12 protein-coding genes and 3 tRNA genes are annotated in these 13,186 nt (G+C 57.9%); 7 read left to right on the forward strand and 8 right to left on the reverse strand.

Annotated features, from left to right (window positions below; genetic code table 11):
• Positions 1-8 precede the first annotated feature (8 nt).
• The 5 genes from ACIY1O_RS16935 to rnr form a co-directional block, all read right to left on the reverse strand.
• Positions 9-84: transfer RNA gene (locus ACIY1O_RS16935), tRNA-Val, on the reverse strand.
• Between the two features lie 105 nt (positions 85-189).
• Positions 190-462 carry an HU family DNA-binding protein gene (locus tag ACIY1O_RS16940; RefSeq protein ID WP_017523731.1) on the reverse strand — a complete coding sequence of 91 codons (273 nt, stop codon included), beginning with the start codon at positions 460-462 and terminating at the stop codon, positions 190-192.
• A gap of 315 nt (positions 463-777) precedes the next feature.
• The gene (locus ACIY1O_RS16945; protein ID WP_397476270.1) at positions 778-2,010 is read right to left on the reverse strand and encodes a cystathionine gamma-synthase family protein; all 1,233 of its coding nucleotides are present in this window, start codon (positions 2,008-2,010) and stop codon (positions 778-780) included.
• A gap of 26 nt (positions 2,011-2,036) precedes the next feature.
• Entirely contained in the window at positions 2,037-2,789 is a 753-nt protein-coding gene (gene rlmB, locus ACIY1O_RS16950) for a 23S rRNA (guanosine(2251)-2'-O)-methyltransferase RlmB (RefSeq protein ID WP_397476271.1), read from the reverse strand.
• A 73-nt stretch (positions 2,790-2,862) separates the two neighbouring features.
• Entirely contained in the window at positions 2,863-5,337 is a 2,475-nt protein-coding gene (gene rnr, locus ACIY1O_RS16955) for a ribonuclease R (RefSeq protein ID WP_397476272.1), read from the reverse strand.
• 217 nt (positions 5,338-5,554) lie between these two features.
• On the opposite strand from rnr, the gene ACIY1O_RS16960 reads away from it, so the two are divergent.
• Positions 5,555-5,639, forward strand: a tRNA-Leu gene (locus ACIY1O_RS16960).
• A 91-nt stretch (positions 5,640-5,730) separates the two neighbouring features.
• Here ACIY1O_RS16960 and ACIY1O_RS16965 read toward each other — a convergent pair.
• Positions 5,731-6,159, reverse strand: a complete 429-nt coding sequence (locus ACIY1O_RS16965; RefSeq protein WP_397476273.1) for a GNAT family N-acetyltransferase — start codon at positions 6,157-6,159, stop codon at positions 5,731-5,733.
• A gap of 101 nt (positions 6,160-6,260) precedes the next feature.
• On the opposite strand from ACIY1O_RS16965, the gene ACIY1O_RS16970 reads away from it, so the two are divergent.
• From ACIY1O_RS16970 to ACIY1O_RS16985, 4 genes are all read left to right on the forward strand, one after another.
• A complete protein-coding gene (locus ACIY1O_RS16970; protein ID WP_397476274.1) occupies positions 6,261-7,136 on the forward strand; it encodes an MBL fold metallo-hydrolase in 876 nt (291 codons plus the stop codon).
• 40 nt (positions 7,137-7,176) lie between these two features.
• On the forward strand, positions 7,177-7,365 hold the full coding sequence (locus ACIY1O_RS16975) for a DUF3008 family protein (RefSeq protein WP_397476275.1): 189 nt from the start codon (positions 7,177-7,179) through the stop codon (positions 7,363-7,365).
• A gap of 96 nt (positions 7,366-7,461) precedes the next feature.
• A complete protein-coding gene (locus ACIY1O_RS16980) occupies positions 7,462-9,180 on the forward strand; it encodes an FMN-binding glutamate synthase family protein (protein ID WP_397476276.1) in 1,719 nt (572 codons plus the stop codon).
• 392 nt (positions 9,181-9,572) lie between these two features.
• Positions 9,573-10,001 (forward strand): PACE efflux transporter, encoded by a 429-nt coding sequence (locus ACIY1O_RS16985; RefSeq protein ID WP_397476278.1) that lies wholly within the window; start codon positions 9,573-9,575, stop codon positions 9,999-10,001.
• 57 nt (positions 10,002-10,058) lie between these two features.
• Here the strand turns inward: ACIY1O_RS16985 and ACIY1O_RS16990 are convergent, their stop codons facing one another.
• The gene (locus ACIY1O_RS16990; protein ID WP_397476277.1) at positions 10,059-11,051 is read right to left on the reverse strand and encodes an LLM class flavin-dependent oxidoreductase; all 993 of its coding nucleotides are present in this window, start codon (positions 11,049-11,051) and stop codon (positions 10,059-10,061) included.
• 66 nt (positions 11,052-11,117) lie between these two features.
• On the opposite strand from ACIY1O_RS16990, the gene ACIY1O_RS16995 reads away from it, so the two are divergent.
• A tRNA-Met gene (locus ACIY1O_RS16995) sits at positions 11,118-11,194 on the forward strand.
• Between the two features lie 74 nt (positions 11,195-11,268).
• Here ACIY1O_RS16995 and ACIY1O_RS17000 read toward each other — a convergent pair.
• The gene (locus tag ACIY1O_RS17000) at positions 11,269-12,276 is read right to left on the reverse strand and encodes a phage integrase (RefSeq protein WP_042996924.1); all 1,008 of its coding nucleotides are present in this window, start codon (positions 12,274-12,276) and stop codon (positions 11,269-11,271) included.
• Between the two features lie 619 nt (positions 12,277-12,895).
• Between ACIY1O_RS17000 and ACIY1O_RS17005 the strand changes: the two genes are divergently transcribed.
• Entirely contained in the window at positions 12,896-13,144 is a 249-nt protein-coding gene (locus tag ACIY1O_RS17005; RefSeq protein WP_157965015.1) for a hypothetical protein, read from the forward strand.
• The last annotated feature ends 42 nt before the right edge of the window (positions 13,145-13,186 follow it).

A 13,186-nucleotide genomic window follows, 5' to 3' on the forward strand; every position in this document is an offset into this window, starting at 1 on the left:
CTTTTTGGTGGTGGGTGCTACAGGGGTCGAACCTGTGACCTACGCCTTGTAAGGGCGCCGCTCTACCAACTGAGCTAAGCACCCCTTGCACTACTAGTTGGGAGGGTCTCCCGGGGGCCACTTGTTGCTAATAAAGTGTCGGCATTATAGCGCGAGCTTTTTTAGCAAGCAAACGCAGCAAAAAAACGCTTAGTTGACAGCGTCTTTAAGAGCCTTGCCCGGGCGGAACTTGGGCACGCGGGCCTTCTTGATTTTGATGGCCTCGCCGGTGCGCGGGTTGCGACCAGTGCGAGCAGCGCGCTCGGACACGGCGAAAGTGCCGAAACCTACCAGCGTGACCGAGCCCTTTTTCTTCAGGGTGGTCTTGACAGCGCCAATGAAGGCCTCGAGGGCGCGACCGGCGTCGGCCTTGGACAGGTCGGCCTTGGTGGAGATGTGTTCGATGAGCTCAGTTTTGTTCATTAAATATACCCCTGAAAATTATTATGACCAGTGCGGGCGCACTAGGCACGAGCACCAGCATTATTGATTAAAAACCACAACACGTTCAAGTGCATGTACCACAGTTGACTGGCGGGAATGTCAATAAAGACGCTGCCTACCGGCTAACGCGTATTAAGCCTTCGAAATAAATGCGTGTCAAGGGGAAAAGCGCTCGGGACCCGCAGGATTACTGACTTTTTCAAAAGATGTGTTAACGAAATATGCGCCGGCTGGGTAGACATTGGACGCCAAAAAAGGCGCCGGCCGGCGATGCGCCCCACCCTTTTTCGAAGATCAGGAATCGAGCGCCTGCAGGAAATCGTCGATCAGGTCCTGTACGTCTTCGATACCGACCGAGATGCGCAGCATGCTGTCGGCAATGCCCATCAAGGCGCGCCGCTCTGGGCCCATTTCGTAGTAGATGGTGTGGGCCACCGGCAACACCAAGGTGCGCGTGTCGCCCAGATGGGTCGCCAGCACAAATACGCGTAGACGATTAAGAGTTTCGAACACGTCTATGCCGTCGAGCAGTTCTACGCCCACCAGTGCGCCGTACCGTCCGCCGAACAGCTCGCCCGCGCGTTGGTGCTGCGGGTGAGAAGGCAAGCCGGGATATCTGACCCGCGACACCTTGGGATGCGCATCGAGCGCCTTTGCCAGGGCCAGGGCATTGCCGCAGCTTCTTTCCATCCGCAAAGCCAAGGTTTCGGAACCTACCGAAATACGATGCGCCGAGTCGGCCGACAGGGTGGCGCCCATGTCGCGCAGCCCCTTCTTCTTGATCTGCGTCAAGCCCCATCCCTGGGTAGACCCATTGCGATAATCGTCGGCGATATTGGGGTAGTCCGACCAGTTGTAAAGACCCGTATCGGTAACCGCGCCGCCCAATGCGTGACCGTGCCCGCCTATGTACTTGGACATGGAGTTGATCACCAGACCGGCGCCAACGTCTTTGCCCCGGCAAAGCCAGGGCGTGCTAAGGGTGCCATCCACCACGTAAAGCAAGGCGTTGTCATGGCACCAGTCGCCAATGGCCTTCATGTCGGCCACCTGGGTGCCCGGATTGGCGATCGACTCGACAAACACCATACGGGTTTCAGGCCGGAGCGCGGCCGCCACATTGGCGACATCCGTCGCATCCACCAGCGTCACCTCAACGCCCAGGCCCGCCAATGTGTTGAGCAGGCTATTGGTATTGCCGAAAATATATTGGCTGGAAATGATGTGGTCGCCGGCACGCAACAAAGTAAAGAAAGTGGCATTGAGCGCCGCCATGCCCGTGGCGAAGGTAACTGTGTTGGTGCCGCCTTCCATCTGCGTGATTTTCTTTTCCAGTGCCTGGGTAGTGGGCGTGCCCTGCCTGGCATAGGTAAAGCCCGCTTTGCCTTGGAAAACCGCGGCAAGCTCGCGCGAATCGTCAAAAGCGTATTCGCTGGAGGGATGCAGGGGCTTGTGGATGGCGCCGTGCTCGATGGTGGAGCGGCGGTCGGAATGAACCAGAGTTGTGGTGAATCCGTTGTTGGACATGGCGTTGCGTGTTCGTAAGTTGTTCGTTAATTGGCTGAGGTGCGCTGGCGCACAGTTTCATACAGGCAAATGGCGCTGGCCACGCTGACGTTCAGGCTTTCGACAGCCCCCAACATCGGAATGGTCACCAGCTCGTCACAGGTTTCGCGTGTAAGGCGCCGCATGCCCTCGCCTTCGGCCCCCATTACCCAGGCCATGGGCCGGCGCGCGTCGATGCCGTGAATGCCGCCCTCGGCCTGATCGTCGGTGCCCACCAGCCACAGGCCGCGTTGTTTGAGTTGCCGCATCGTGCGCGCAAGATTCGTGACCATGATATAAGGCACCGTGTCGGCAGCGCCGCAAGCCACGCGGTGTACGGTGGCGCCCAAGCCGACGGCCCGGTCACGCGGCGCCAGCACGGCGTGCACGCCGGCGGCATCGGCCGTTCGCAGGCAAGCACCCAGATTGTGAGGGTCGGTGACGCCGTCCAGCAGCAGTAAAAAGGGAACCTCGCCCTTCTCTTCAAGCTCGTCCAGCACCTCGTCAATATCGGTTGCCAGGGTATTGGCGTCGGCCAGGGCGACCACGCCTTGATGCCGTGTGCCGCGCGCCAGGCCATCGAGCTGGTCTGGCGCAACCGGATGCACGCGCACGTCGGCCGACCTTGCCTGCTCGATCAAACCCTGCATGCGCTTGTCACGCCGGGAAGCCTCAACATAAAGTTGGCGGATAGTGGCCGGGGCATGACGCAGCCGCGCAGTGACGGCATGAAAGCCGGCCAGGACCTGATGGGACGACATGGGGTTCCTTAAGGGAATTGCGGGGAAGTGTTACGGCGATTTTACTCCCCCGCTTGCAACGGTCCGTTGCGCCTTAGCGCCGCTTGCGCGGAGCCGTCTTGCCGGCCTTGGAAGACGATGGTTTGGTACCGGCTTTATTCGCTGCCTTGGCCGCGCGTTTCTCGGCGGCCCGGCGCTCGGCTGCCGTGGTGCCCTTCAGCTCGGCGGGTTTGGCCGATGCCGCCTTCTTGATGCGACGAGCAGGCGGGTCGGACGGTTCGACGGCGGCCTTCTTCAATTCTTTGAAGGTGGTGTCCTTGACTAGTCGGAACTCGATACGGCGCGCTTCCAGGTCGACTCGCGCCACCTGAACCTGCACAGCGTCGGTCAAGCGGTAGCGCATGCCGGTACGCTCACCACGCAGCTCGTGCATGCTCTCGTTGTACTGGAAATAATCGGAGCCCAGCTCGGAAACATGCACCATGCCTTCGACGAACAGCGTATCCAGCGTGATGAACAGGCCAAAGGGGGCCACGCCTGTGACGCGGCCACTGAAAACCTCGCCAACGTGTTCCTTGACGAACCAGCATTTCAGCCAGGCCTCGACATCGCGCGAGGCGTCGTCGGCGCGGCGCTCGCGCGCAGAGAGCAGAAGGCCGAGTTTTTCCCAGATGGCGTGATGGCGCTCGCCCGGCGTAAGGTCGGCCGCTGCATTGACATCTTCGATATTTGGAACATAGCGGTCTTTGCGCAATATGGACTTGATCACGCGATGCGTCAGCAGATCGGGATACCGCCGGATGGGCGAAGTGAAGTGAGCGTAGTGCTGGTAAGCCAGGCCGAAATGGCCGGACTCTTCGGGGCTGTAGATGGCCTGCTGCAAAGAGCGCAAGCACATGGTCTGCAACACTTCGTAGTCGGGCCTGCCACGAGCGGCCAGCAAAAGACGCGCGTAATCGTGCGTGGTGGGCTCGTCGCCGCCATCGAGCGTGAGGCCGATGTTGCGCAAGTAGTCGCGCAGCGCCTTCAGCTTTTCGGGCGTCGGCCCTTCGTGCACGCGATACAAACTGATGCGCTTGTTGCGCTTGGTGAAGTCGGCCGCGCAGGTATTGGCCGCCAGCATGCATTCTTCGATGACGCGATGGGCGTCATTGCGCTCGTATGGAATGATGCGCTCGATGCGGCCCAACGGATTGCAAATGATCTTGGTCTCGATCGTTTCAAATTCCATGGCGCCACGCTTGGCGCGCGACTCGGACAGCAACTGATACAGCTCGTACAGATCGAGTACGTGCGGCATCACGGCCTGCATGTTTTGCGCGGCCGGGCCGTTGGGCTGCTGGATCGCGGCCCACACGTCGGTGTAGGTTGTGCGTGCATGCGAGTGGATGACGGCGTTGTAGAACTGGTAGGCCGACACGGTTCCCGCTTTGACCCCATTTGCCGGAATGACCATGTCGCACACCAGCACCAGCCGGTCTACGCCCGGATTCAGCGAGCACAAACCATTGGACAACGACTCGGGCAGCATCGGGATGACCCGGCGTGGAAAGTACACGCTGGTGCCACGTTCGAAGGCGTCCTCGTCCAGCGCCGAGCCGGCCGTAACGTAGTGACTGACATCGGCGATGGCAACCAGCAGGCGCCAGGCCGGCCGCTTGCGCTTTTCAGTGCCGATATCCACCGGCATGCAAAAGACCGCATCGTCAAAGTCGCGGGCGTCTTCACCGTCGATGGTGATGAATGGAAGATCGCGCAGATCGACCCTGCCCTTGAGCTCGCCTGGCTGGACGACGCTGGGCAGCTTGCCGGCTTGGGTCATGGCGGATTTGGAAAAATCGACAGGCACGTCGAATTTGCGCACGGCGATTTCGATTTCCATGCCGGGGTCATCGATTTCGCCCAACACTTCAATAACCCGGCCCAGCGGCTGGGTGTGGCGAGTGGGCTGCTGCATTATCTGCACCGTGACCACCTGGCCATGCTCTGCACCCGCAGTGTCGCCTGACGGGATGAGAATGTCATGCTTGATGCGCTGGTCTTCGGGCACCACGATGCTGATGCCCGGTTCGCGTAGAAATCGCCCCACCAGCCTGTCGGTGCGCCGCTCGACTACTTCGACGATGGTCGCTTCGGGCTTGCCGCGATATTCGCCGTCAGGCTTGGCCAGGACACGGTCGCCATGCAGCACCTTAAGCATTTCACGCGGCGCCAGGAAAAGATCGGGCCCGCCATCCTCGCGCAACAAAAAGCCAAAGCCATCACGGTGCCCTTGTACCCGCCCGGCGATGAAATCCACCTTCGGTGCCGCCAAAATTTGCCCCTGTTCGTTGTAAATAATCTGCCCGTCGCGCGCCATTGCCTTCAGGCGCCGATCGAATCCAATGGATAAGGGATGTTTCGCCCCCATTGCCTGTGCTAAAGCAGGCACGTCGTATGCCCGGCCGGTGGCACGCAACAATTCCAGGACAGCCTCGCGGCTGGGCACTTCGGGGTCAAAATCGGGCGGCAGCGAATGAGCGTGTTTGGGGCTCTGACTGTCGTTTTCGTTTCTTGTTCGCTTGGCCAAAGAAAATTTCCGTTTGAAAAAAAATAGGTTATACTACGACTCTTCGCTTTTACAGCCACCTGAGGTTTTCAGGGCCACAAAAGCAAGATCGTAGTAAATTCAGTAGTACCTCAGCAGTAAATACCAGCAGTAATCTACAAGGTAAGCTAAAGGTAAGGTTGATGTTGCGGTGGCTAGCCGCTGCAATCAAGTCCAAACAGTAGCATATTCTTGTTAAGCCCAGATGGCGGAATTGGTAGACGCGCATGGTTCAGGTCCATGTGCCGCAAGGTGTGGAGGTTCGAGTCCTCTTCTGGGCACCACCCCTATTCCTGAAAAAGCCCCGTAATTGAGTGATTACGGGGCTTTTTCTTTTGGCTCTACCCCGCGAGCCTCGGATAACCATTCATCGCCTCAACACAATTTTTTGCGCATCTGAATGTGCAAAATGCCGGCATCCATGAATTCTGCTCCCTCGGGCGCAAAACCCTGTGCCAGGTAAAAGCCCTGCGCGTGGCATTGAGCAGCCAAAACCACGCTGGAACAACCCCGGCGGCCGGCCTCGTCAACCAACGCCGACAACAACATGGCGCCTACGCCCGTGCCACGATGCGATTTCAACACTGCCATGCGGCCGATATGGGCGTCCGGCAGCAGCCGACCCGTTCCAACGGCGACTTCCCCTTTCAAGGCCACCGCATGTGCGGCGCCGGCGTCGTGCTCGTCGAGTTCCAGTTCGATCGGCACATTTTGCTCTTCGACGAAGACCTGGTGCCGGATGGCCTGGGCGCTTCGGCCCAGTTGCGCCCAACTTCCCACGACGACTACGATCGATTGATCCAAGGTTTCTCCTACTTGGCCGACGGCCCGCATCTTGCTGGGCCAACTGTTAGCATATCTCCAATAATCTGAAATCATACAGATGTACGTCGCGGGAGATACACATGACAAACCAAGCCGAGGTACAGGCTTTTTTCGACCCAGCAACCAACACGATCAGCTATATGGTGGCCGATCCGATTACACGGAAAGGGGTATTCATAGACCCCGTCCTGGATTACGACCATGCCCAAGGCAAGGCGTCTACGGCATCGGCCGAACTTATGCTGGATGCCGCCCGAGCGGCCGGCGTTGAAATCGTCCGCATCCTCGAGACCCATGCCCATGCCGACCATCTTAGCGCCGCACCGTTCCTGAAAGAGCGCACGGGCGCCCCCATTTGCATCGGCGAGCATATCTGCCAGGTTCAGACCATGTTCAAGCCGGTGTTCAACCTGACGGACGTTTCCGAGAAAGGCAGCGAGTTCGACGTCCTGTTTAGCGACGGCGACACCTTTTCCATCGGCGAACTGCAAGCCCGGGTACTGCACACCCCGGGCCACACGCCCGCCTGCATATCGTACCGGATCGGCGACGCCCTTTTTGTGGGAGACACGCTTTTCATGCCCGATTACGGCACCGCTCGTGCAGACTTCCCTGGCGGCAGCGCCCGCACCTTGTATGCGTCCATACGGCGCCTGCTCGACCTGCCACCCGACACGCGCATTTTCGTCTGCCACGACTACAAAGCCGATGGCCGCGACTATTACGCTTGGGAAACCACCGTCGACGCCCAGCGACGCGGCAATGTGCACGTGCGAGATGGCGTTACTGAAGACGAATTCGTGCACATGCGCACACAACGGGACGCCACGCTTGCGGCGCCGGCGCTGCTGCTGCCTTCAATTCAGGTCAATATACGCGGCGGCCGTTGGCCCCGGCCCGAAAGCAATGGAGACCACTACCTGAAGATTCCGATCAAGTACGATTCGGCACGCTGATTGCTGCATGGGGAATACTGAAACCCAACGGAGAATTCAAATGCCCGCAAAATCGAAAGCTCAGCAAAAAGCCGCCGGCGCCGCGCTGTCGGCCAAGCGCGGCGAAACCAAGGTCGGCGACCTGAAGGGCGCATCAAAATCCATGTACGAGTCGATGGACAAAAAAGAGCTGGATGACTTGGCCTCGACCAAGCGCAAGGGCAAGCCCGAGCATAAATCCAAGTCCTGAGCGGCATAACGCCACAACTTCCTTCGTTTCCATCTACATACGGAATCCGGGTTCTGGTATGGTTGTAAAACCATAAAATGAACGAAGGAATAGACGGTGTTCTTTGTATCGCGCCATGCTGCTTTTTACCTGGTCATTCTCGCAGCCATTGCCTGTCTGGTCCTGGTACTTGCCGTAAACGCGTGGTGGCTGATCCCCGCCCTGGTATTTGTGGCGCTTATTGCACTGGGTGTGCGCGACCTTACCCAAACCCGACACACCATACGGCGCAACTACCCGGTCATTGGGAACTTGCGTTACCTGTTTGAGTTCATCCGGCCCGAAATACGGCAATATTTTCTTGAGGAAGACGCCGCCGAACTGCCGTTCTCGCGCTCGGACCGTTCGCTGGTCTACCAGCGAGCAAAACAAACCCTCGACAAGCGCCCCTTCGGCACTCAGGAAAATGTCTACAGCGATGGCTACGAGTGGATCAACCACTCCATGAGCCCCACCAAACCCAAAGACAGCGACTTTCGTGTCACCGTCGGCGGGCCCGACTGCACGCAGCCTTATTCGCTTTCCGTTTTCAATATATCCGCCATGAGTTTCGGCGCGCTGTCGGCCAATGCCGTCATGGCCATGAACAAAGGGGCCGCCCTGGGCAACTTCGCCCATGATTCCGGCGAGGGCGGCATCAGCCAATATCACGAGATACATGGCGGCGACCTCATTTGGAACATCGGGTCGGGCTATTTCGGCTGTCGCGACGAGAAGGGCCGTTTCTCCGAAGAGCTTTTTACTCAGCGAGCCACGCATCCCAATGTCAAGATGATCGAGATCAAGCTGTCGCAAGGGGCCAAGCCGGGGCACGGCGGAATCCTGCCTGCCAGCAAGGTCACCCCCGAGATCGCAGAGGCGCGTGGCATCCCTGTATGGCGCGAGTGTGATTCCCCGGCGCGCCACAGCGCCTTTGACACGCCGGTCGAACTACTGCAGTTCGTGCAAAAATTGCGCGAGCTGTCGGGCGGGAAGCCTGTGGGCTTCAAGCTATGCATAGGCCACCCCTGGGAGTGGTTTGCCATCGCCAAGGCAATGCTCAAAACCGGCATCGCGCCGGATTTCATCGTGGTCGATGGCGCCGAGGGCGGCACAGGCGCCGCGCCCATCGAATTCGTCAACCATGTGGGAACCCCGCTGCGCGAAGCGCTGCGCCTGGTGCACAATACCCTGGTGGGCATCGGCCTGCGTGAACAGATCAAGCTGGGCGCATCGGGCAAAATCATCAGCGCCTTCGACATGGCGCGCGCCATGGCGCTGGGCGCCGACTGGTGCAACAGCGCACGCGGATTTATGTTTGCCGTGGGCTGCATTCAGGCCCAGGCCTGCCACACCGACAAATGCCCCACTGGTGTCACCACTCAAGACCCCGGCCGGCAAAAAGGGCTGGTGGTGGGCGATAAAGCCCAGCGCGTCGCAAATTACCACGGCAACACCCTGAAAGCATTGGCCGAGCTACTTGCCGCCGCAGGCGTCGAACATCCGGGCAACTTGCGCCCTCATCACATCGTGCGGCGGATTTCCGCAAGCCGCGTCAGCGTCCTGTCGGCGTTATTTCCCGACATGCGCAAGGGCGAGCTGATCGACGGCAAATACACCCAGACCATTTTCCGTGTCACATGGCCGATGGCCCAGCCCGACTCGTTCGCACCGTTGTACAGCCTGAGCGCCGCGCTCTCGGGCCATGCCGGCCCCGCGCACGGCGAGACCACTTCCCCTGCGGCCGCTGGATCGGATACCGCCGTGGCTTCAGCCGATCCCTCTGCGGCGGCCTGAGCTGTGCAAACATCCTTTAACCTTTAGATGAGTCGTCCCCCGAAGGCCGGCGCTGTCTTGCGAACTACACTTCCCTTAACAATTATGGGTAGTTTCCCTAGTTCTATGAGTCAAACGGATAAATTAACCTGAAATCACTGCTTAACAGGCAGACCACTGCCTCCATGGCAGTCCATCTACACTACGTGAACGTAAGTGTCTCTGCCCAACTAGGCAGTAAGGCCCCGCCAGAAGGCGGGGCCTTTCAATTCGAGTCGCCTCAACTCAAGTCCTCGAGCCCCCCCTTCCCCATCTCGTACCACCGGGCAAATGCCTCGAAACTTGTATAAGATTGTGGCTTTGCCAGTACGGCCTTAACCTCATGCATGGCCGTCACAAAGGGAAGAAGCACTGTGCAGGGCATCAAGCGTAAAGTCGTCTACGTTTCGTTTTACGAACTGATCGCAATAGGTATCACCAGCATCGCGCTGGCTACATTCACAGAGCAGGAACTGGGCCGCGCAAGCGTTGCCGCTGTTACCGCATCAGTTATCGCGGTCGTGTGGAATCTTATCTACAACACGCTTTTCGAACGATGGGAAGCACGCCAAAAGGTGCGCGGCCGAAGCTTGTTACGCCGCGTTGCCCACGCCATTGGGTTCGAGATGGGCCTGGTGATCCTGCTGGTGCCCCTGTTTGCATGGTGGCTCCAGGTAACGCTGTGGCAGGCGTTTGTACTCGATCTGGGCTTCATCGTCTTTTTCTTGGTGTACACGTTTGTGTTCAACCTGACGTTCGACAAAATCTTCGGCCTGCCCGCCTCAGCCTTGCCTGCGTCGTAAACCTGCCGGCAGCTCGAGCAGCCGACAGGCAAGCATCGAAAAACCTTCCGGCTTTGCCTACAATGCTTCGCGCACTTGCGCCGTAATCTCGTAAGAGCGCAGTCGCGCCTTGTGATCAAACATATTTGAAGTGATCATCAATTCGTCGGCGCCCGTCTTGTCGATAAATGCCTTCAACTGTCTTGCCACCTTCTCAGGGTTGCCCACCGCCGCACACGACAATACATGGTCCAACAGATGCTGCGCTTGTGGCCCGATACTGTCCAAATACCCGCGTACCGGCGGCGGCAAACGTATCGGCCGCCCGCTGCGCAGGCTTACAAACGACTGTTGCCACGATGACGCCAAGTAATGCGCCTCGTCTTCGTCATCCGCCGCAAACACGTTGAACCCCAGCATCACGTAGGGCTTCTCCAGATACTGCGACGGCTGGAACGTACTGCGGTACACCTGTATCGCCTGCATCAATTGCTGAGGCGCAAAATGCGACGCGAATGAATACGGCAAGCCCAGTGCGGCAGCAAGCTGGGCGCCGAACAAGCTGGACCCCAATATCCACACCGGCACATTCAGCCCCTTGCCTGGCACGGCCCGAACCGGCTGGCGCGGCTCATCAGAAAAATAATCAAGCAGCTCGAGCACATCTTGCGGAAACTCGTCGGCGCTGGCGTTTAGATTGCGACGCAGCGCCCGTGCTGTCGTCTGGTCGGAACCCGGAGCCCGCCCCAAACCCAGGTCGATCCGGCCCGGGAACAGCGACTCGAGCGTGCCGAACTGCTCGGCGATGACAAGCGGCGAATGGTTGGGCAACATGATGCCGCCCGCCCCCACCCGAATGGTCGACGTTCCCGCCGCCACGTGACCAATCAACACCGACGTAGCCGCGCTGGCGATGCCAGGCATGCCGTGGTGCTCGGCCATCCAATAGCGGTTGTAACCCCAACGTTCACCATGCTGGGCTATATCCAGCGTGTGGCGGAAGGACTCGGCGGCAGCGCTGCCCTCGTTGATCGGGGATAGATCAAGTATGGAAAAAGGTATCGTAGTCATTAAGCCCATGTGGGGCCGTGTGGCGGGAAAACAAGCGAAAAAAATTATGGTATAGTTTCGCTCTTTGGCGCATTAGCTCAGCCGGTTAGAGCGACGGAATCATAATCCGCAGGTCCCCTGTTCGAATCAGGGATGCGCCACCAAGAATTCATAAGTAGTATCAAGCACTTACGCCAGCCTTTAACCGGGTTGGCGTTTTGCTTTTTAGGGCCTTCTGTCAACCAAGTGTCAACGCAGAAATCGGGTTCAGTGTTTTGGCCGCTTCTAAGTGGCTCGGCGCAAGGTGCGCGTATCGCATTGTCGTTTTCAGGTCTTGGTGTCCAAGTATCCGCTGCAATGTCAAGATGTTGCCGCCGTTTATCATGAAGTGGCTGGCGAACGTATGGCGCAGCACGTGGGTTAGCTGCCCTGCCGGTAGCTCAATCTTTGCCCGTTCTATCGCTTCCTTGAAGGCCCCGGTGCAAGAGTCAAACAGGACATTGCCCCGCTTGTGGGTCTTACGGTGGGCGCGAATCGCCTTATCCAGACTGTCAGTGATCGGTACGGCGCGGGTCTTGCCTGATTTGGTGCGGGCAAACTGAATCAGGCCGTCGCGCACTTGCGTAAGGGTCAGCCCCTCGCCTTCACTCCATCGAGCGCCAGTAGACAGGCAAATTTTCGCCACCAGGTACACATGCACGTTTGACGACGCCCGCAATTGTTCCAGCAGCACCGGTATCTGTTCGCTGTTCAGGTACGACAGTTCGTTTTCCTGAACCTGAAACTGTCGTAGGTCTTTCAGTGGGTTGTCTTTCTTCCAGTAGCCCAGCCGTATCAACTCATTGAACATGGCCCGAAGATAGGCGTGTTCACGGTTGACGGTGTTCAGTGTGATGCCTTCCTCAAGTCGTGCCGCCCGGTACTTGGTGAACGTGGCCACGGTAAAGGCGCTGGCTATGGGGTTGCCCATCGCTTCAATGACCGCCTTGATACGTTTGTAGGTGTCCTCTGCCGCCCGTAGCTCTTTGCCGTGGTTGTCGTACCAAAGTTCAGCCAGGGCAAGCAGCTTGCGCGTGTCGCGCTTCTCCGGTGCCCATGCTGCATTGCTGTTCGTCTCGGCCTTTACCCACGTTTCCCAAACCTTGGCTTCGGCCTGTGTTCGGAATGTCTTTCTGTACCGCTTGGAACCTCTACCCCCCGGCTGCACATCGGCAAGCCAGCCCGCTTCTGTTTTCTTTATGGCCATGCGTTTTTACTCAAATTTGGCGTAGTCAAATCCGCCCCGTTTCCAAGGTGGAGCCTTGGCAAAGTCGTCAGACTTTGTGCTTTTCGGGTTTCAAAGGGCATCCCTTTGGCACTGGTATTTTCACGAGGCGTAGCCGAAGTGTAAACATACCCATAGTGCCTTTCTGTACCACACCACAGATTCGGGCCCTTTGTCCATTTGCTTCCATCGGATTCCATCGTAAGCGAATACAGGCGAATTATCGCGGTTGTGGTTGAATCAGCGCAGCAAAGGTTGAATAGTGGTTGTTTATGGGTTGTTTTTAGTTCCACTTAATTCCGTTCTGTTCCGCTGGAATTCCAGCATCTTCCACTCATTGCGAATTGTCCTCTTTCGCCTGAGTGGGAACAATTCCATTTTTATCGTTTGGCTTCCACCGAAAGCGAATATAGTAGTTTTCAGGTTGAATGAACGCGAAATCGGTGTAATTTTGGTTGTATTGGACTCCGCCAAACTCCCATTCAAGCGGTTGCGGTTGATTCGTTGATTCATAGTGACGATCTTGCCTTGTAAGTATCTTTCTGGTTTCTTTGGGTTGTTTAAGGTATATTTATGTCACTGAATCAATAGAGCTTGAACCATGACCGAAGCCACAAAACAGACAATTTCTATCGAAGAATTTATGCAAACGCGCAAGCCCGATCAATCGTCCGTTCTAGCCCGATTGAGCGCTGACATGGTGACGCTGCATGCGTCGGGCTACTCGCTGAAATCCATTCATGATTACGTCACCGCTAATGGCTATAAGGGCGGCTACGCGGCAATGACAAAGTGGGTGAGAAACAATCTGGACTTGAAAAAAGAAGCAGAGAACGCGGGCAAGGCTTAGCATCTGTCGCCTTGCGACAGTGGGAACCGTCGGCGGCTGGCC

The sequence above is a fragment of the Pusillimonas sp. genome (genome assembly GCF_044464525.1).
Lineage (GTDB): Bacteria > Pseudomonadota > Gammaproteobacteria > Burkholderiales > Burkholderiaceae_B > Pusillimonas.

What these genes read in the sequence shown, in the direction of transcription:
- ACIY1O_RS16970 (WP_397476274.1), top strand. Translation starts at nt 6,261, where the DNA reads ATGACAAACCAAGCCGAGGTACAGGCTTTTTTCGACCCAGCAACCAAC.
- ACIY1O_RS17005 (WP_157965015.1), top strand. Translation starts at nt 12,896, where the DNA reads ATGACCGAAGCCACAAAACAGACAATTTCTATCGAAGAATTTATGCAA.
- ACIY1O_RS17000 (WP_042996924.1), bottom strand. Translation starts at nt 12,276, where the DNA reads ATGGCCATAAAGAAAACAGAAGCGGGCTGGCTTGCCGATGTGCAGCCG.
- rlmB (WP_397476271.1), bottom strand. Translation starts at nt 2,789, where the DNA reads ATGTCGTCCCATCAGGTCCTGGCCGGCTTTCATGCCGTCACTGCGCGG.
- ACIY1O_RS16990 (WP_397476277.1), bottom strand. Translation starts at nt 11,051, where the DNA reads ATGACTACGATACCTTTTTCCATACTTGATCTATCCCCGATCAACGAG.
- ACIY1O_RS16975 (WP_397476275.1), top strand. Translation starts at nt 7,177, where the DNA reads ATGCCCGCAAAATCGAAAGCTCAGCAAAAAGCCGCCGGCGCCGCGCTG.
- ACIY1O_RS16940 (WP_017523731.1), bottom strand. Translation starts at nt 462, where the DNA reads ATGAACAAAACTGAGCTCATCGAACACATCTCCACCAAGGCCGACCTG.
- ACIY1O_RS16945 (WP_397476270.1), bottom strand. Translation starts at nt 2,010, where the DNA reads ATGTCCAACAACGGATTCACCACAACTCTGGTTCATTCCGACCGCCGC.